This is a genomic window from Streptomyces clavifer, assembly GCF_036345975.1.
Taxonomy (GTDB): domain Bacteria; phylum Actinomycetota; class Actinomycetes; order Streptomycetales; family Streptomycetaceae; genus Streptomyces; species Streptomyces clavifer.
Window position 1 is genome coordinate 5,494,557 of sequence record NZ_CP107793.1, and the last position, 19,577, is coordinate 5,514,133.

Below are 19,577 nucleotides of genomic sequence, written 5' to 3' on the forward strand. Positions count from 1 at the left end.
GGCGCTCGGAGTGACCGAGGGGTGTGAGGGGGGCGCTTTCGCCACCTCCATTTCTCGCACCGATCACCCGGGACCTACCGTCGGACCATGGGCAGCGGGGACCGGTCGAAACTGGTAAGAATCTGCGATCAGGCCGGCCGGCCGCGAGGAACCGGATTCGTGGCGGACGACCGGGGGACGGTCGTCACCGGCCATCAGGCCGTCGCTTCCCGCGCGCCCCTGGTGGTGCACGGCGCGGACGGCCGCACCTGCCCCGTGGGGCCCGACGACATCACCGCTCTGCCCGGCCTCGGGATCGCCCTGCTGCGCACCGCGGGTCCCGAGGCCCTCGGCGTGGACCCGCTCCCCATCGCCGTACGCGAGCGGATCGAGACGGGCACCTATGTGCGGATCGCCGCCCACGGCTGGCGGGAGGCCCGGGTGCTCGGCACGACCCCCGCGACGTACGCCGAGGGCGGGCACAGCCACCTGGTGGAGGAGGCGTTGGAGCTCGCCCTCGGTACGGACGGGCGCGACGCGCTCAGGTCGGGCGGGGCAGCCGTCGGCGGGCCGGTGACCGACCCGTGCACCGGAGCCGTCCTGGGCGTGCTCTCCACCGCGCTGCGCGCCGGGCACGAGGCGGCGGGGCTCGCCGTGCCGCTCACCGGCCCGGACCACCTCCGGGGTGCGGAGGGTCCGCTGGCCGAGCTGCTGCGGCGCAACGCAGGCGGAGTCCCGGGATACGGCTGCGACCTCAACCTCGCGGGAGCCCTGCAGCTGACCGGGACCTCGCTCGGGCACGCGGGGCACGCGGGCCGCCCGGGAGGCGCCGACGCGGTCGAACGCCCGGGCGTCGCAGCGGAGTTCACCGCGTTCGAGGCCGGTACGGGCTCCGTGCTCGGCCTCGTCGGCGGACCCGGTACGGGCCGGACCACCGAACTGGCCGCGCTGGCAGGCCGCCGGGCCCGCGGGCCCGTGCCGGCGCTCACGCTCTGGCTGCGCGGCGCCGATCTGCACGCCGACGACACCTCGGTCGCCGACGCGATGGCACGGGCGCTCCGGGCCTCCGGGCGGATCGTCGCCGCCGCCGGGGCCCGGGGCGACATGACGACGGCCACCCCCGAGCGGGTGGCCACGCTGGCCGCCGAGTCCGGGAACCCGCTGCTCGTCGTCGTGGACGGCCCGGAGGAGATGCCGCCGCTGCTGGCCCACCGCCTCGCCGGGTGGACCGTGGCGACAGCCGCGTGGCTGGGGGCGCACGGGGTGCGGATGGTCGTCGCGTGCCGCCCCGAGCACTGGGAGACCGCCGGCGCCCTGTACCCCTCCGGCGCCCTGCACCGCCCCGATCGGACCGCCCGCGGCCTGCCGCCCGCCTTCCGGCTGGGCGACCTGACGGCGGAGCAGGCCGAGACGGCCAGGGAGCGGTACGGCATCCCGCCCGAGGCGATGGCCCCGGGCCACGACCGGCATCCGCTCACCCTGCGGCTGCTCGCCGAGGTGCGGGCGGCGCTGCCGCCCGACGTACCGGGCAGGCCCGGCACGGAGGAGGTCTTCGCCGCCCACCTGGACCTCGTGTGCGTCCGGATCGCCGTGCGTATCGGGGCCGAGGCCGAGCCCCGGCTCCGGGGCTCGGCCGTCCGCCGGCTCGCGGCGAAGGTGGCGGGCCAGGTCCACGAAGCGGCCCGGCGCTGCCTCGGTCCGGGGCAGGGGGAGCTGGACGGGGCCACCTTCGAGGAGATCTTCCCCTGGCGCACCGGATGGGCCCCGGCGGTCCTCACCGAAGGGCTGCTGGCCCCGGCGGGCGCCGGATACCGCTTCGCCCACGAGGAGCTGGGCGACTGGGTCCAGGGCGCGCACCTGGACCTCGACGCCGCGCTGCGTTCACTGGTGCACCGGTGGCACGCCGAGGGGGCGCACGCTTCCGCGCCCCCTCGGGGCGAGGAGGCGCTGCGGTCCGTCGCCCGGCCGAAGGACCCGGAGGGCGCTCCGGAAGCAGGGCCCCGCAACCTCCCGGTACCGCGCCATCGCATCGGCCCGGTGATCCAGGCGATGCTCCTGCTGGGACGCCGTCAGGGAACCGCCGCCCTGGCCCACCGGATGGCCGACCTCATCGAGGCGATGGACCGTCTGCCGGACGCGGGGGCCGCCGGGACGGCGGTCCGGCCCGTCGACGCCTCGTGGTGGGCCTCCCACCTGCTGCGGGAGAGCCTGCTCAGGGCCCCCGACGCGCGGCCGTACCTCGGGGTGCTGCGGGTGCTCACAGGGCGGATCACCCGGCGCTCCGTGACCGGTGGCGGACCGACGGGGCTCGGGCCGTACGCCGTGTTCGAGCCGTGGTTCTGGCGGCGGATCCGGCTGCCCGAGGACGACCGGATCGATCTGCTCCGTCGGCTCGTGCCCGCAGACGGCGCCCCGCGCGCGGCCGCCTCCCCGCGCTCGACCGGGGCTCCACGGGCTGACGGCTCGCCGGGTGCGGCCGGCTCCCCGCGCACCGTGGGCGGCGCGCCACGTACCGATGACCCCTCGCGCACGGGCGGTTCCCCGTCTGCCGACAGCGCTCCGCGGACCGAGGGGGACGAGCGGTACCTGGACGCGGTGGACCGGCGCCTCGCAGCCGCCCCCCGGACCGTGCAGCCCCTGCTCTGCCGATGGTTCACCGACGAGACACCGCTTCCCGCCCACGGGACCGGGCCGTCCGCGGAGGGGGGCGCGCGGTTGCGGCGCACGGTGGCCGCCGCCGCCCAGGCGCTGCTGTACGCCCGCCGCGCCCTTGCCGTCGACGATCTGACCGAGGCACTCGTCGACTCCGCCCACCCGAGGGCCGCCGAACTGCTCACCGCCCTCGCCGTGGACGAGCCGTCCGCGCTCTGCCGTGCCGTCGACCGGTGGGCACGCGACGAGGAGCGCCCGGAGAGGCGGGCCGCCGCCGCGGTCCACGCCACGCTCACCGCGGATCTCGCCACCACGGACTCCGACCGCGCCCTGCTGCGCGATGCCGCACTCCTCCTGCTGGCCCGGCCCGACGACACCGCCCTGCACGCGCAGGCACTCACTCTCCTCGTACGCGACCCGCGCACCCGGGGCCGCTACCTGCCGCAGGCCCTGCGGCTCTTCGCCGCCGGGGACCGCAGGCTGCCCGTGGCCCTGCTGACCGAGGTCTTCCCCGAGTTCCCGGAGCCGGTGCTCGCCGCCCTGGAGGTCAGGCTCTCGCTGCCGGGAGAGCCCGCCGACGGCGTCCTGCGGACACTGGCCGGGCTGGACACCCCCGCCCTCGCCCTGCACGCCCCCGGCCTCGTGCGGCAGTACATCGACAGCCACCCCGCGAGCGGCGCGCAGGCCGCCGCGTACGTGGAGCGGCGGCTGGAGCACAGCCCGGCCGCCCGTGCCCTGCTGCTGCCCCTGGTGACCGGGCTGCTGCGGGAGCGCCCCGCGCCGCCACCGGTGCGCTCCGCACTGGCCCGCGTGCTCGCCGCCCCGGGAAGTACGGCGTCACGGCCGCTGCGCGCCCAGCTGCTGGAGGTCCTGCTGGACTTCGAGCTGGACACCGGCCGGGACCCGGAAGTGCTCTGCGCCCTGCTGCGGGCGGCTGCGACAGGATCCGGCCGGCGCCCCGAGGCCCGCACGAGGGCACTGGTGCACCGCGCCGGGACGCTGCTCGTGCGGACGCCCGAAGGTGCCGCACGCTTCGACCGCACGCTGGTGGAGATCTCCCGGGACGTACCCGGATTCGCGGCACTCGTCACCCGCTGGCTGGACGACGCCCCCCAGGAGTGGGCGGCCGTCGTGGGCCCGAGTGCCCGTCGGACGAGGGAAACGACGGACAGATCACAGTCCGCGTTGTCGATGCCGATGCAGGCAGCGGGGCGTGAGCATGGCAGTCTTAGACCTGCGTAAGGGACACACACACGTACACAGGTTCGGGCGAGGAGCGGTCACAGTGCAGTGCTGGCGCGGCTTGGAGGACATCCCCGAGGACTGGGGACGCAGCGTCGTCACCATCGGCTCCTACGACGGGGTACACCGCGGGCACCAGCTGATCATCGGCCGGGCCGTCGAGCGGGCGCGTGAGCTCGGAGTTCCCTCCGTGGCCGTCACCTTCGACCCGCACCCCAGCGAGGTCGTGCGCCCCGGCACCCATCCGCCGCTGCTCGCCCCGCACCACCGGCGTGCCGAACTGATGGCGGACCTGGGCGTGGACGCGGTGCTGATCCTGCCGTTCACCGCCGAGTTCTCGAAGCTCGCCCCCGCCGACTTCATCGCGAAGGTCCTCGTCGACAAGCTGCACGCACAGCTGGTCATCGAGGGCCCGAACTTCCGCTTCGGCCACCGCGCGGCCGGCAACGTCGAGCTCCTCGCCGAGCTCGGCGCGACGTACGACTACCGTGTCGAGGTCATCGACCTCTTCGTCAGCGGAGAGGCGGGCGGCGGCGAGCCGTTCTCCTCCACCCTCACCCGCCGGCTGGTCGCCGAGGGCGATGTGTCGGGAGCAGCCGAGATCCTCGGCCGCCCCCACCGGGTGGAGGGCGTCGTGGTGCGAGGTGCCCAGCGGGGCCGCGAGCTCGGCTTCCCGACGGCGAACGTGGAGACCCTCCCGCACACCGCCATCCCCGCGGACGGGGTCTACGCGGGCTGGCTGACGGTGGACGGCGAGGCCATGCCCGCCGCGATCTCCGTCGGGACGAACCCGCAGTTCGACGGCACGGAACGGACGGTGGAGGCGTACGCGATCGACCGTGTCGGCCTCGACCTGTACGGGCTGCACGTCGCGGTCGACTTCCTCGCCTACGTGCGGGGCATGCTGAAGTTCGACTCGATCGACGACCTCCTCGTGGCCATGGCCGCCGACGTGAAGCGGTGCAGCGAGCTGATCGCCGCGTACGACCGCGCCTGACGCACCCCGCCGTGCGCGCGGCGTCGCACCGGGGCATCGTCGAGGGAGGACCCGTCGAGCCGGGAGGTCGACCGCACCGTGCGTGAACTGCTGGCGGAACTGCGCGCCTGGCACGACGCCGGTATGCCCTTCGCCCTGGCAACCGTCGTGGCGGTCCGGGGCAGCGCACCGCGCGCCCCCGGCGCCGTGATGGCGGTGACCGCCGACGGAGCGGTGGCCGGCAGTGTCTCGGGGGGATGCGTCGAGAGCGATGTGTACGAGGCGGCCGGCGAGGCGCTCGCCACGGGCAGCCCGCTGCTGCGGACGTACGGCATCTCCGACGACGAGGCCTTCGGGGTCGGACTGACCTGCGGCGGCACGATCGAGGTCCTGGTCGAGCCCTACGCCACGGCGGCCGGCCGGGACCGGCTGCGCGAGCTCCTCGACACCATCGCGGGCGGGGAGCCCGTGGCGGTCGCGACGGTTGTCTCCGGAACGGCACCCGCGGGCGCCCGGCGGACCGTCCTGGCCGGCCGGGCCGCCGGATCGCTCGGCAACGAGGGACTCGACGCCGCCGTCACCGACGACGCACGCGGGCTGCTCGCCCAGGGAGCGACCGGAACCCAGCGGTACGGTGCGCACGGCGAGCGCCGCATGCAGGACGTGACCGTCTTCGTCCAGACGTACGCCCCGGCGCCCCGCATGCTCGTCTTCGGAGCCATCGACCATGCGGCGGCCACGGCGCGGATCGGTTCCTTCCTCGGCTACCGCGTGACGGTCTGCGACGCACGGCCGGCCTTCGCCACCAGGGAGCGCTTCCCCACGGCCGACGACGTGGTCTGCGCCTGGCCGCACACCTATCTGGAATCGACCGCGGTGGACGCGCGCACGGTCATCTGCGTGCTGACGCACGACCCGAAGTTCGACGTGCCCCTGCTGGCCGCGGCGCTGCGCACGCCGGCCGCCTACATCGGCGCGATGGGGAGCAGGCGCACCCACCAGGACCGGATCGACCGGCTACGGGAGGCCGGGGTGGACGAGGCGGGGCTGACCCGGATCGCCTCACCCGTGGGCCTCGACCTCGGAGCCCGCACCCCGGAGGAGACGGCCGTCTCCATCGCCGCCGAGATCATCCAACACCGCTGGGGCGGCACGGGGCGCCCGCTGGGCGAGCTGACCGGGACGATCCACCACCGGCCCTGAGCGAGGCGCCGACCGGCCGCCGGCCGCCGGATGCCGGCCGAGCAGCCGGGCCGGGTGGGCCGGTGGCCGGGCCGAGCGACCGGCCGGGCTCGGCGGGCGGGCGTGGCCCGGCCACTACGGGCAGGCGGGCTGCCGGTCGGGCGGCCGGCGTGGCCCGGCCGCGACGGGCAGGCTCGGGCGGGTGCCGGCCTCAGCCGACGGCCGGGTCCGGTTCGGCCATCGCCTCCGCCGCTGCCCAGTGGCAGGCCACCTGGGTCCGGCTCCCGCCCTCCAGCACCGGCAGCTCCTTCGTGCGGCACGCGTCCGCGACCCCCGCGCGCTCCGCCTCGCCCGAGGCGAGGACCTGGCACCGGACGTGGAAGCGGCAGCCCGACGGCACCTTCGAAGGGTCCGGCGGTTCCCCGGTCAGGATCACCGGTTCGCCGGACGCCTCCGGCAGCACGGACAGCAGGGCCTGTGTGTACGGGTGCCGGGGCGCCGTGAGGATCTGCTCCACATCGCCCGTCTCGACGATCCGGCCCAGATACATCACCGCCACCCGGTCCGCGATGTTCCAGGCCAGACCCAGGTCGTGCGTGACGACCAGCGCCGACAGGCCCAGCTCGTCGCGCAGCCGCAGCAGCAGGGCCAGGATCTCGCCGCGCACCGACGCGTCCAGGGACGCCACCGGCTCGTCCGCGACGATGAGCTCCGGCTCCAGGACCAGTGCGCCCGCGATCACGACGCGCTGACGCTGGCCGCCGGACAGCTCGTGCGGATACCGCAGGAGGAAGCGTTCCGGCGGACGCAGCCCCGCCCGTGCCAGCGCGCCCGCCACCGCGGCCCGCTCGTCGCCCGCGTACCCGTGGATGCGCAGGCCCTCCGCCACCGCGTCGTAGACCGTGTGCCGGGGGTTGAGGGAGCCGCTGGGGTCCTGGAGCACCAGCTGCACCCGCTTGCGGTACGCCCTGAGCGCCCGGCCCGCGTAGTCGAGCGGCTTGCCGCCGAACGTGACCCGGCCGGACGTGGGCGGCACCAGGCCCAGCAGGGAGCGGGCCAGTGTCGTCTTCCCGCAGCCCGACTCGCCGACCAGGGCGACGATCTCGCCCGGCCCGATGTCGAGGTCGACGCCGTCGACGGCATGCGCCGTCGCCGCCCCGCGCCGGCCGGGGAAGGCGACCCGCAGGGCCTCCGCGCTGAGCAGGGGAGCGGGGGGAATGGCGGTCATGAGGTGCTCCTCACCGTGTCGCCGTCATGCGGCCGGGACGCCGTGACGGCGTCCGGGTCCACCAGCACGCAGGCCGCCCGCCGGTCCTGGCCGGCGGCCCGCAGTTCCTGGTCCTCGGTGGCGCAGGAGTCCAGTGCCACCGGGCAGCGCGGATGGAACGTACAGCCGGACGGCAGGGCGGACGGGTCCGGAGGGTCGCCCGGCAGACCGCGCGGCGCGTGCCGGGACGAGAGGTCGCCGATCCGGGGGAAGGCGGCCGACAGCGCGTTGCCGTAGGGGTGCCGGGCGTCCTCGTACACCTGCTTGGCGGGCCCCTCCTCGACGACCCGCCCCGCGTACATCACCGACAGCCGGTCGCAGGTGTCGGAGAGCACCGCCAGGTCGTGGCTGATCATGATCAGACCGAGGTCCTGGTCCGCCACGAGCTGTTCGATCAGCCGCAGGATCTGCGCCTGGATCATCACATCGAGTGCGGTGGTCGGCTCGTCGGCGATGATCAGCCTCGGATCGCAGGCCAGCGCCATGGCGATCATCACGCGCTGGCGCTGCCCGCCGGACAGCTCGTGGGGATAGGCGTCCGCACGCGCGGCGGGCAGTCCCACCTGCTCCAGCAGCTCGCCGGCCCGCCTGTGCGCGGCGGCCGGGGCGGCCTTCCCGTGCAGCAGGATCGGCTCGGCGATCTGGTCCCCGATCCGGTGCACGGCGTTCAGCGAGTGCATCGCGCCCTGGAAGACGATCGACGCCCCCGCCCAGCGCACGGCGCGCAGCCGGCCCCACTTCATGGTGAGGACGTCCTCGCCGTCCAGCAGGATCTCGCCGCTGAGGGTCGCGGTCGGGGGCAGCAGCCGCAGCAGGGCGAGCGCCAGCGTCGACTTCCCGCAGCCGGACTCCCCGGCGATGCCGAGCTTCCGGCCGGCCTCGACCCGCAGGTCGACGCCCCGCACGGCAGGGACGGCGGAGGCCCCCGTGCCGTACGTGACATGGAGGTCGCGGACGACGAGCAGCGGCTGCCGGACCTCCGGTTCCGTCATGGTCTCTGTCTTCACCGCGGTCAACGGGACACCCCCAGCTTGGGGTTGAGCACGGACTCGACGGTGCGGCCGCACAGCGTGAACGCGAGGGCGACGGCCGCGATGGCGAGTCCGGGCGGAGCGAGGTACCACCAGTTGCCGGAGCTGACGGCGCCGGCCTCACGGGCGTCCTGGAGCAGCCCGCCCCAGGAGATGATCGTGGGATCGCCCAGTCCGAGGAAGGCGAGGGTCGCCTCGGTGAGGATGGCGGTCGAGATCACCAGCGTGGTCTGCGCGAGCACCAGCGGCATCACGTTGGGCAGCACATGACGGGACATGATGTGGCCGTGGCCCCCGCCGAGTGCCCTGGAGCGCTCGATGTACGGACGTGACTCGACGGACAGTGTCTGCGCGCGGACCAGTCGCGCGGTCGTCGGCCACGTCGTCACGCCGATGGCGAGGATCGTCGTCCAGACCGACCGCGAGAGCACGGTGGCCAGCGCGATGGCCAGGACCAGGGTCGGCATGACCAGGAACCAGTCGGTGATCCGCATGACGATGTTGCCGTACCAGCCCTTGAAGTGGCCGGCCGTGATGCCCACCAGCGTGCCGATGGCCACCGAGAGGAAAGCCGCGAGCAGGCCGACGGTCAGCGAGACCCGCGTCCCCCACACCATCAGGGCCAGCAGACTGCGGCCGAACTGGTCGGTGCCGAGGGGGAACTGCGCGCTCGGCGCTTCCAGCGGGCCGCCGGGGGCGTCGGTGACGCTCCGCGAGCCCTCGCCCACGAGCAGGGGGGCGAACAGTGCGGTCAGCGCGATCAGGGCGAGCACGGCGAGGCCGGCGAGACCGGCCCGGTGGCTGCGGTACTGGCGTCGGAAGCGGGCGGCGGCCTGTCGCCTGCGGGCCCGGGCGAGGGCGCGCGGGCCGGCTGCCGGTGCCGCGTCGGTCGTGGTCGTCATCGGCCCACCCGGGGATCGAGGAGCGGATAGATCACATCGGCGAGCGTGTTCATCAGGATCACCGCTGCGGCGAAGACGAAGAACAGGGCCTGCACCAACGGCAGATCGGGCACGCTCAGCGCTTGGTAGAACAGCCCGCCGAGGCCGGGCCAGGAGAACACCGTCTCCACCAGGATCGCCCCCGCCACCGTGTTGCCCAGGTTGACGAAGAGCAGGGTCACCGTCGGCAGCATCGCGTTCGGCACGGCGTGACGACGGCGTACGAGGTCGTCACGCAGTCCCTTCGCCCGTGCCGTCGTCAGATAGTCGCTGCCCATCTCGTCGAGCAGCGAGGAGCGCATCACCAGAAGCGTCCGCGCGTATTCCACGGCGACGAGGGTGACGACCGGCAGCACCAGGTGGTGGGCCACGTCGAGGACGTGGCCGAAGCCGCTCGAGTTGCCCGATTCCATACCGCCCGTCGGGAAGAGACCGGGGATCGGGCCGACACCCACCGACAGGGTGACGATCAGCAGGAGGCCGAGCCAGAACGACGGCACCGAGTACAGCGTCAGGGCGAAGGCCGTGTGGAAGCGGTCACCGGCCCTGCCGTTGCGCCAGGCCGACCGGGCACCCAGCCAGATGCCGATCACCGTGTAGATCACGAAGGCGGTACCGGTGAGCAGCAGTGTCGCGGGCAGCGCCTCGGAGATCTTGTCCATGACCGGGGCGCGGAACTGGTACGACGTACCGAAGTCCCCGGTCAGGGCCTTGCCGCAGTACTCGGTGAACTGCTGCCAGAGCGGCAGGTCCAGGCCGAACTCCCGGCGCATCGCGACGATCTGCTCGGTGGAGACCTGCCGGCCGCCGGTCATCTGCTTGACCGGGTCGCCGGGAATCAGGCGGAAGAGGAAGAAGCTGGTGACGAGCACGGCGAACAGTGAGACGGCGGCACCGGCCAGCTTGCCCGCCACATGGCGGAGGTACGCGGTCGTGCTGCGGGTGCGTGGACCGCGGGCCGACGGCCCGGCCGGAGCCGGGCCGTCGGCCCCCACCGCGTCCGCGCCCGCCGCGCCCTTCAGGAGCGCGGGAGTGCTGTCTGTACTCATGGACTATTCACGGTCTTCCGCGGTGGAACGGCGACGCATGGCGAACAGCAGCCCGCCACCGGCGAGGACGACTACGGCGATTCCGGCGCCGACGAGGACTCCGGTGGAGCCGCCGCCGTCGGACGAGCCGTCCGACGCGCCGGCGGCCGGGACCGCCGACCACCAGCTCCAGTAGCCGTCCTGGCCGAAGATGTTGCCCGCGTCCGAGGGCATGGTCGTGATCGACTCGATCTGGTCGGTGCGGTAGGCCTCGACGGCATTCGGGTACGCCATGACGTTCATGTATCCCGTGTCGTACAGCCTCGACTCCATCTGCTTGACGAGGTCAGCCCGTTTGGCGGGGTCGTACTCCGCCAACTGCTTCGCGTAGAGGTCGTCGTACTGCTCGTCGCAGATGAAGTTGTCGGTCGCCGCCGACTCCTTCGCCCTGGCGGGGAGCGCCGCGCAGGTGTGGATCGACATGACGAAGTCGGGGTCCGGGTTGACGGACCAGCCGTCGAAGGCCAGGTCGTACTCACCCGCGTACCAGGGGTCCGAGACGTTGTCGCGGCAGTCGACCTCCAGACCGACGCCGAGGTCGCCCCACCACTCCTGGAGGTACTTGCCGACCGCCTTGTCGTTCGGGTCCGTGGCGTGGCACAGGATGCGCAGGTCGAGCGGCCTGCCGTCCTTGCCCACCCGCTTGCCCGCGCTGTTCTTCCTGTACCCCGCCCGGTCGAGGAGGGCGCCTGCCTTCGCCGGGTCGTGGCCGAGCTTCTGTCCGGCCGCCGGCTTCCAGAAGTACGAGTCGTAGCGGGGCGGGATGTAGCCCTCGCCCTCCACGGCGTGGCCCCGGAAGACCTTGTCGATGATGGTCGTACGGTCGACGGCCATGAAGAGTGCTCGACGGACCTTCTGGTCCAGCAGCGCGGGGTGCCCGTTGCCGAACTTCTCGCCGTCCCTGGTCCGCGCGCCGGGGTTGGCGGCCAGCGCGTAGAAGCGCCGGCCGGGGGCGTCGTTCACCTTGACGTGGTCGGCGGTCTTCAGCGAGGCGGCCTGCGCGGGGGTCAGGCTCGGGCTGCCGGCGACGAAGGAGACCTCACCCTTCCGGAGGGCGGCCACGGCCGCGTCCTGGTCTTTGTAGTACCGGAAGACGAGCTCGTCGAACTGGGGCGCGCCGCGCCAGAAGTCCTTGTTGGCCTTCAGCTTCACATAGCTGTCGACCTTGTAGTCCGTCAGGATGAACGGTCCGTTGCCGACGACCGGGAACTTCGTGTCGTTGTTGAACTTCGAGAAGTCGCCGACCTTCTCCCAGACGTGCTTGGGGACGATGGGCACGTCCAGCGCCGTCATCGTGGCCTGGGGCTGCTTCAGCTCTATGACCAGCTTGTCCGGACCGGCCGCGGTCACCTTCTTGAAGTTGCCGACGAAGCTTCCGTTCGAGGTGGCGGCGCCCTCGTCGGTCATCATCTTGTTGAAGGTCCAGGCCGCGTCCTCAGCGGTCGCCTTCTCGCCGTCCGACCACCTCGAGTCGCCCCGGATGGTGTACGTCCACGTCAGCTTGTCGGCGGAGGTCTCCCACTCGGTGGCGAGCCCGGGGATCGTGCGGCTGTCCTTCGCGTCGTAGTTGGTGAGGTAGTCGTACATCAGCCGGTGGATGCTCGTGGACAGCAGCCGCTGCGCGAGGAACGGGCTCAGGGAGTCGACGCTCTGCGCGACGGCGACCGTGAGGGTCGACCCGCCGTCGGCGGCCTGCGCCTCCCGCGGGGCGGGGCCGAACGGGTTGCCGGGGACCACCGATCCGGCGGCCAGCGCCAGGGCGGCCGCTCCGGAAGCCAGGACGAGGCGCGCGCGTCCCGGCGGACGGGGGGAGCGTGGGGGGAAGCTTGTGACCATAGGACGTAGACCTCGCGTCTTGACTCGCACGGTGGAGGCGGGGCAGATCTCTGGTTCGCCAGCTGGTGAAGCGAGGTTCTACCAGCGCCGGTCGAGGCAAGTCAACGGTCGGTCAAACCGCGTGTGGGCTGCGGGAATGCGATGAGGGCCCGCACCGTGGATACGGTGCGGGCCCTCATTGGTCGAGACCTCTACTGCCCTACTGGTGAGGCGCCGGCGGTGGCTGCGGGGGGTACTGCTGCCGGCCCGCCGGCGGAACAGGGCCCTGCAGCCCGGGCTGTCCCGGCTGATGTGCCTGGCCATCGGTCTGCGCGGACCCCGGAGGCGGTCCGGCCGGGTTCACGCCCGAAGGCGCCTGGGAAGGCGGTGAGTGCTGCGGGCCGTTCTGCTGCACCCCCGGCCCGGGGTGCGGCGGATACGGCTGCTGCGGTGCGGCGGCCTGCTGCTGCCCGCCGTAGGGCTGCTGTCCCCCGTACGGAGATTGTCCTCCGTACGGCTGCTGCGGATACGGCTGTTGGGGGTGCTGCTGGGGCGGATACGGGTGCTGCGGCTGTCCGGGGTAGGGCTGTCCGGGCTGCGGCTGTCCGGGGTAGGGCTGCCCGGGCTGCTGCTGTCCGGGATACGGCTGCCCGGGGTACGGCTGGCCGGGCTGCTGCGGGGGTGCGTACTGCTGCTGTCCGGGCATCGGCGGGGCGAACTGCGGCGGCGGGTTGCTGCCCTCCGCCGTCCACAGTCCCTGCTGCTGCTGGGCCCGCTGGAAGTCCTCGGCGACGAGCGCGGAGAGGTTGAAGTACGCCTCCCGCGTCTTCGGGCGCATCATGTCGAGGTCGACCTCGGCACCCGCCGACAGGTGCTCGTCGAACGGCACGACCACCACACCGCGGCAACGCGTCTCGAAGTGCTGGACGATGTCGTCCACCTTGATCATCTTGCCGGTCTCGCGGACTCCGGAGATGACGGTGAGCGAGCGCTGCACCAGGTCCGCGTACCCGTGCGCCGACAGCCAGTCCAGCGTGGTGGACGCGCTGGACGCGCCGTCGACGGAGGGCGTCGAGATGATGATCAGCTGATCGGCGAGGTCCAGTACGCCGCGCATCGCACTGTAGAGCAGGCCGGTGCCCGAGTCGGTGAGGATGATCGGGTACTGCTTGCCCAGCACGTCGATCGCCCGGCGGTAGTCCTCGTCGTTGAAGGCGGTGGACACCGCCGGGTCCACGTCGTTGGCGATGATCTCCAGACCGGAGGGTGCCTGCGAGGTGAAGCGGCGGATGTCCATGTACGAGTTGAGGTACGGGATCGCCTGTACCAGGTCGCGGATGGTGGCCCCGGTCTCGCGGCGCACCCGGCGGCCGAGCGTGCCGGCGTCCGGGTTGGCGTCGATGGCGAGGATCTTGTCCTGCCGCTCGGTGGCCAGGGTCGAGCCGAGCGCGGTGGTCGTCGTGGTCTTGCCGACGCCGCCCTTGAGGCTGATGACGGCGATCCGGTAGCAGGACAGCACCGGAGTGCGGATCAGGTCCAGCTTGCGCTGCCGCTCGATCTCCTCCTTCTTGCCACCCAGCTTGAAGCGGGAGGCACCGGACGGGTTGCGGCTGCTCTTCGCCTTCTGCTTGCCCCGGACCAGCCGGTCGGAGGAGAGCTCGACCGCGGCCGTGTAACCGAGCGGAGCGCCCGGTACGGAGCGCTCGCGCTGGTCGTGGGTGACCGGAGTGGGCCAGGCGGCTCCCGCTCGCGGATCGACGGGAGGGGCCTGAGGGCCGGGCTGCTGCGTCTGGTGCGCCGGGGGCTGGTGCGGTTGCTGCTGGGGGGAGGCCGGAGCGGGCAGGTTGGGCGTGGCCGGGGCCGGCTGCTGCGGGATCTGCGCGGGCAGGGGAGCGCCCTGGGCGGGGAGGGGCGGGGCCGCCTGCGGGGCCTGCGGCGGAAATCCGTAACCGGGCTGCGGCGGGAACCCGTAGCCGGGCTGGGGCTGAGCCTGCGGCTGAGCGGGGGGCGGCTGAGGCGCACCTTGCACCGGTGCGTGGGGCGGGAACCCGTAACCGGGCAGGGCCGGAGGCTGCGCCGAGACCGGGGCCGGAACCGGGGGCAGCTGCGGCGCGCCCTGCCCCGGGAACTGCTGCTGCGGCGCCTGCGGGAACCCGTAACCGCCCTGCGGCGCGGGCACGTGCGGCTGAACCGGCTGCTGAGGCACCGCCGGAGGTGCGGGAGCGGTCGGGGGCGTCTGCTGCGCGGGCCACTGCGGTGCCGGCTGGGGCGTCCCGGCCTGCGGTGCGGCCGGCTGGAAGGCGGGCGGCAGCGGCGGGAGGGCTCCCTGCGCGGGCGGCGCGGGCGACCACGCCGCAGGTGCGTTCGGCGGCGCGGCGTCCTGGGGGGTGTCGGCCGGAGGCGTGGCCGAGGGGACCGCGTCCGTGACGAGGTCCGCGGGCCCGGCGGCCTCGGCGGCTGCCGTCCCCGGTGCCTCGTCGGCCGCCCGCACGGAGTCCGTGTCCGGCTCGGGAGCCGGCACGGAGGCATCCGCTTCCGTACTCTCCTCGGATCCGCCGGACTCCTCGTTCACCGGAACGGAGGGGCCCGTGCCGGCGTGCTCGGACTCGTCCGCGGAATCGGCGTCCGCCTCGGGCGCGGGGGTGCCGCCACCGGACGCGGCGGGCACTCCGGCCTCGGTCCCGGCCGGAGCCTCGCGCTCCGCGATCTCCCGCTTCAGCGCGGCAGGGGAGAACCGCATCGTGGCGCCGCTCTCCAGGTCACCGCCGCCGAACGGATCCGGCGCGCCGCTCCCGGCAGCCGTTCCCTCGGAACCCGCCGTAGCCGAAGCCGAACCCGACGCGGGCGCCGAAGCCGGAGTCGAAGCGGACGCCGGAGCCACCGCCCCACCTTCGGACGACGGTACGGACGGTGCCGGCGGCTCGTAGGGCGCGGTCGGCGCAGGCGGCGCGGGCGGCGTGGAATCGGACGGCACGGGCGGAGCCGGCGACCAGTTCGACTCGAATCCACCCCCGGAGGGCAGCCCCGGCAGAGGAGCTCCGTGCGGCGGCGGGGGCGGCGCCAGATGCGACCCCGCCCCGCCCGACGAGTCCCCCGACGCGTTCTGCGTGTACCAGGCGGGCGGGGTGTAGTCGATGGTGAACTCACCCGTCATCTCTGCGGGCTCCGCGTCGGACGACTCGTCGACGGGCGTGTTCCATCCCCCGCGGATCTCGTCCCGATCGCCGTTCACTTTGCCTCCTGGTGTGGTCGAGCACCCTTGTGCCGTGGTGGGTGGGGGCGACCGTTCCCGTTGTCCGGTCCGCCCGGCTCTCCCCCTTGCGACGCGCAGTGCCTGTCCGCAGGTTCCTCTGCCGCGCCCGCACCCACCCTAATCGCCATGGGGCGAGCTACGGCAGGCCGTATCGCACGGGAGAACTGTCCAGTAGGTCACGCACCGCCCACAAGTGAACCAACTGTGAAGGAGCGGGCAGGTCGAAGCGGTCGAATCCGTACATCTGCCGACGGAATGCGGCCCGTTGGTCACGAACCGCCCCGCAGGGACGCTCAGTCCATCCGGCGCGCGCTGCCCAGCAGCCCGGACTCGGCATCGGTGGCCCGGGTCATCACGAACTGCCGGTCCCGGTCCGTGCACCACAGCGTGACGCCGTCGGCCAGGGTGGACAGCGCCTGCGTCTCGGCGGGCGGCAGATTCATGATCCGGCCGATCTGCGCAGCCTCGTCGGGTGAGACCCGCTGGACGCCGACGAGTGACGACTTGTCCATCAGGCGCGGCGCCACCGGGCTCAGGTACGGCAGCAGGGTGACGACGGACTGCCAGGGCCCTGCCACCACGCGGCCCCGCGGCGGCCGCATGCCGCAGTCACGCACGACGACCACCGGGGACCCGGCGGAAGCGCCCTGCGGCGGTACCCGCCCCACGTCGTGCAGCGAGATGCACGGCTGACCACCGCCCGCCGCCTGCGCGAGAGCGGTCCAGGCCTGCGAACGCCCCGTCTCCACAGCGATCCGGGCTCCGGTCGCCGCCGCCCGCAGCGCCAGGACCTGCGCGGTCCACAGCCCGCCGATCAGCGTGACCTCGTACGGAGTGGGCCGGTTGATGCCCAGCACCGCGGGGCGCCCCTCCGCGTCCACGCCGATGACCGTGCCGTCGTCGCCGACGGGCAGTGCCAGTGAGGCCAGTTCGTCGAGGGAGACCGTGTGCCGGCCGCGGCGCGGACCGATCAGTCCGAAACCCAGCCGGGACCGGGCGCTCGTGGTGGCGGACATCAGCGGGTACCCCCGAGCGGCAGCGTGGCGAGCACACCGGGCAGCTGCTCGCGGTCCAGCCGCACCAGCGACGCCTTGACGCCGCGTGCGGTGCGCTCCAGTTCATGGCGGGCGGCGAGGAGTTCCTCGTCGCTCCGCCCGGTGATACGGACGTGCCCCGTGACCGAGACGGCCGAGCGGTCGCCGTGCCCCAGCGTCAGGCTGAACGTCGTGGCGAGAGCCGGGATCGACGTCAGCAGGGCGACGAGCTGCGGCATCGACGCTCCGCCGCCGCCCAGGTTCGGCCAGCGGCTCACCCAGTAGCTGGTGTGCCATCGGTCGTCACAGCGCCAGGTGCGCGAGGACTCCTCGGTGCGGCGGCCCGGCGTCTCCGCCCGGCCCGCCTGCGCCATGGCCGACGGGCTGACGCACGCCGAGGTCGCGACCGCCGAGATCAGCTCCTCCTCGGTGAGCACGGTCGCGCGGAACCCGGCTCCCGTCAGCCGGCTGGCCAGCTGGTCCGCCGCGCGTACGGCGCACTTCTGCGCCCCGTCGATCCCGCCGCCGCGCGCCGCCACCGCCTCCGGGCAGAGCTCCGGGTCCAGCTTCAGCGCGATCCAGGTGACCCGGAGCGCGGGCGAACCCGTCTGTGCCTGCAGCGGTGCGTAGTTCCGCGCCGCCACCGACTGCGGCGGCAGGTGCGGAGCGGGAGCGGGCTGGGTGTGCTGCACGATCTGCGCCGACTCCAGCCGGATCCCGTCGACCTCCAGTACGTCCCGTACGAGTGTCAGGGGCAGTGGCCGTGCCGAGCGGTCCGGGCGGAGCGCGGTGCCGTGCGACTCGACCTGGACGACGGCCGACAGGTAGGTGCCGTCACCGATCATCCCGACCGGGCGCCGGTCGCGGTCGCTGAACGAGTAGGTGCGCAGGGCCGGTTCGCACTCCACGGCCGGGGCCAGACCCGGCTCCGTGCCCGCCGGCAGGACCAGGGAGGCGGCCCTGCGGCTGCGGGCGCGCAGCGCGAGGACGGTGCTCAGCCACTCCGGCAGCGACCGGCGGTGCCTGCGGACGACGGCGAGCAGCACCAGCACCACGGCGACCGCACCGGCGGGCACCAGGAGCAGCGGCTCGATCACCCACGCGGTCAGCAGCAGCGCGGCCGCGATCTCGACCAGTACGAGTTGTTGCAATCGGAACGAACCGATCTGTCCGGCCCGTCCGTTCAGCCGCGGAGCGGCGCCGCCGCCAGGGCCGTCGGGGGCCGTGCGCGAACCTCTGCGGGAGGCCCCCCGGCGGCCGGTCCCGGGCCCCCCGGACGGCTCCGTGTTCCCGGCCGGACGCGTCCGTGTCGCGGAAGCCATCATTCCGGCATTCCCCCGTTCATAAGGCCCCAACTCGACCCGATCGCCCCTGTCCCGCCGGGGCTTCGGCGGCTGGATCACCCTACCCGCCCCCTCGGCACGCACGATCAGCAGGCATAGTAGGGGGCCGGTCCGGCACCAGGGTCCGGCATCCGGGGTCCGGCACAGGGGACGGGGACGCGTACACCCCTGGGCCGCGCGGGGAGACACGGGAGACAGACACACTCATGGCATCACGGCGGGACGAGCTCAACGCGTACACCTTCGCGAAGAAGCGCACGGTGGCCGCATTCCTCCAACCCTCGCCCACGGGTACCGAGGAGGGGGCCCCGCGCCCGCTGCGTGCCGTCGTCCCGAGCCTGATCGTCGGCGCACTGATCATGGCGGGCTTCGGCGCCTGGGGGATGTTCAAGCCCACGGCGCCCAAGGACTGGGACAAGCCCGGCACGAAAGTGATCGTCGGCAAGAAGTCCACCACCCGTTACGTCGTACTCGCCACGGGCAAGGGCAAGGACAGGAAGACGCTGCTCCACCCCGTGCTCAACCTGGCATCGGCCCGACTGCTGCTGAACCCCCAGCAGTTCGACGTCGTCCAGGTAGCCGACGACGTCCTGGACGCGGGCAAGCCCCCGCGCGGGCCGATCCTCGGCATCCCGTACGCCCCCGACCGGCTGCCCGAGGCGAAGGACGCGGGCACGGCCAAGCGCTGGGCGGTCTGCGAGCAGCCCGGCGGCAAGGGCAACACCGTGCAGAAGGCGGCCTTCGTCTTCGCCGAACGGGACAACGGGCTGACCGAGGGCGAGCAGCAGCTCAGCGGCGGCCAGGTGCTCTACGTCCAGGGACAGGACCAGGCCCGCTACCTCGTCGACGCGAGCGGCACCAAGTACCGCATCGACGAGAGCGCGACCGACGACGGCCACCTGACCAACGCCCTCGTCGGCAGCAGGCAGCCGCAGGCGGTCACCGACGACTGGCTGGCCACCCTGCACGACGGCAGTCCGCTCGTCTTCCCGCGGATCCCCGGCACCATCGGTGCTCCCGCGCACATCGATGGACAGCTCTCCGCCGAGGAGAACAAGATCGGCATGGTCCTGCGGACCAGGACCGGCGAGGGCACCGCCCACTACGTCGTCCTGGACGGCAAGGTCCAGCCGGTCTCCGAGTTCACCGCCTGGCTCCTGATCAGCTCCCCGCAGACCGCGCAGCTGAACCTCGTCGGCGGGGCACGCGCCGTCGGACTGCAGGACTTCGTGCCGGACGCGCAGACCTTCGCCGGCCAGCCGAGCCGCTGGCCCGCCCGCAAGGCGGAACAGGTCAACTCGGCCGGTGCCTCGGGCAGTCGGGACACCGTGTGCAGCGTGCTGCGCAAGACCGACGACAAGGGCCGGACGACGCTGTCCACCTGGGCGGGCACCGCCTATCCGGCGGTGATCAACGCCGGGGGCACCAGCACCTACGTCACGCCCGGCAGCGGACTGCTCTACACCCAGGTGCAGGGCCGGCAGACGAGCCCCGACGGTTCGCTCTTCCTGGTGACCGACACCGGGCTGCGGTACGCGGTCCAGGCGAACGGCGACAGCGACGCGGAGCGCTCCGACATCGGCGCCGGGGACCAGCAGACCCAGGACGGCAGGCCCGAGGCCAGCCAGGCGCAGATCCGGCTCGGCTACGAGAAGGTGACCCCCGCGCTCGTACCCATCGCCTGGTCGGACTTCCTGGCCAAGGGCCCCCGGCTCGACACCAACAGCGCGCGCCAGCCCCAGGGCTCGTGACGGCGCGGGCATCCGGACGAACG

The 19,577-nt window shown here is 73.4% G+C and carries 12 protein-coding genes; 4 read left to right on the forward strand and 8 right to left on the reverse strand.

Features of this window, described 5'->3' with window-relative positions; all coding sequences use genetic code 11:
- Positions 1-87 precede the first annotated feature (87 nt).
- The 3 genes from OG927_RS24225 (at position 88) to OG927_RS24235 (ending at position 6,052) form a co-directional block, all read left to right on the forward strand.
- Positions 88-3,873: a trypsin-like peptidase domain-containing protein gene (locus OG927_RS24225; protein ID WP_330320760.1), complete on the forward strand. Its 3,786-nt coding sequence runs from the start codon at positions 88-90 to the stop codon at positions 3,871-3,873.
- Positions 3,874-3,916: 43 nt separating this feature from the next.
- Positions 3,917-4,870, forward strand: coding sequence for a bifunctional riboflavin kinase/FAD synthetase (locus OG927_RS24230; protein WP_057573579.1), 954 nt, complete (start codon positions 3,917-3,919; stop codon positions 4,868-4,870).
- A 78-nt stretch (positions 4,871-4,948) separates the two neighbouring features.
- Positions 4,949-6,052, forward strand: coding sequence for an XdhC family protein (locus OG927_RS24235; RefSeq protein WP_330320761.1), 1,104 nt, complete (start codon positions 4,949-4,951; stop codon positions 6,050-6,052).
- Between the two features lie 190 nt (positions 6,053-6,242).
- Here the strand turns inward: OG927_RS24235 and OG927_RS24240 are convergent, their stop codons facing one another.
- From OG927_RS24240 to eccE, 8 genes are all read right to left on the reverse strand, one after another.
- A complete protein-coding gene (locus OG927_RS24240; RefSeq protein ID WP_330320762.1) occupies positions 6,243-7,259 on the reverse strand; it encodes an ABC transporter ATP-binding protein in 1,017 nt (338 codons plus the stop codon).
- Complete coding sequence (locus OG927_RS24245; protein WP_056792841.1) at positions 7,256-8,314, reverse strand: ABC transporter ATP-binding protein; 1,059 nt, start codon at positions 8,312-8,314, stop codon at positions 7,256-7,258. The genes OG927_RS24240 and OG927_RS24245 overlap by 4 nt, the downstream gene beginning before the upstream one ends.
- Positions 8,311-9,231: an ABC transporter permease gene (locus OG927_RS24250; protein WP_124281048.1), complete on the reverse strand. Its 921-nt coding sequence runs from the start codon at positions 9,229-9,231 to the stop codon at positions 8,311-8,313. Before OG927_RS24250 ends, OG927_RS24245 begins: the two co-directional genes overlap by 4 nt.
- Positions 9,228-10,319, reverse strand: coding sequence for an ABC transporter permease (locus tag OG927_RS24255; RefSeq protein WP_124281047.1), 1,092 nt, complete (start codon positions 10,317-10,319; stop codon positions 9,228-9,230). The genes OG927_RS24250 and OG927_RS24255 overlap by 4 nt, the downstream gene beginning before the upstream one ends.
- Before the next feature lie 3 nt (positions 10,320-10,322).
- The gene (locus tag OG927_RS24260; protein WP_330320763.1) at positions 10,323-12,194 is read right to left on the reverse strand and encodes an ABC transporter substrate-binding protein; all 1,872 of its coding nucleotides are present in this window, start codon (positions 12,192-12,194) and stop codon (positions 10,323-10,325) included.
- Between the two features lie 199 nt (positions 12,195-12,393).
- Positions 12,394-15,405, reverse strand: coding sequence for an SCO5717 family growth-regulating ATPase (locus OG927_RS24265; RefSeq protein ID WP_330320764.1), 3,012 nt, complete (start codon positions 15,403-15,405; stop codon positions 12,394-12,396).
- Between the two features lie 314 nt (positions 15,406-15,719).
- Entirely contained in the window at positions 15,720-16,442 is a 723-nt protein-coding gene (locus OG927_RS24270) for a hypothetical protein (RefSeq protein ID WP_209469635.1), read from the reverse strand.
- Complete coding sequence (gene eccE, locus OG927_RS24275; protein WP_372450599.1) at positions 16,442-17,782, reverse strand: type VII secretion protein EccE; 1,341 nt, start codon at positions 17,780-17,782, stop codon at positions 16,442-16,444. Before eccE ends, OG927_RS24270 begins: the two co-directional genes overlap by 1 nt.
- A 227-nt stretch (positions 17,783-18,009) precedes the next feature.
- On the opposite strand from eccE, the gene eccB reads away from it, so the two are divergent.
- Complete coding sequence (gene eccB, locus OG927_RS24280; protein ID WP_056792848.1) at positions 18,010-19,554, forward strand: type VII secretion protein EccB; 1,545 nt, start codon at positions 18,010-18,012, stop codon at positions 19,552-19,554.
- Positions 19,555-19,577 lie beyond the last annotated feature (23 nt).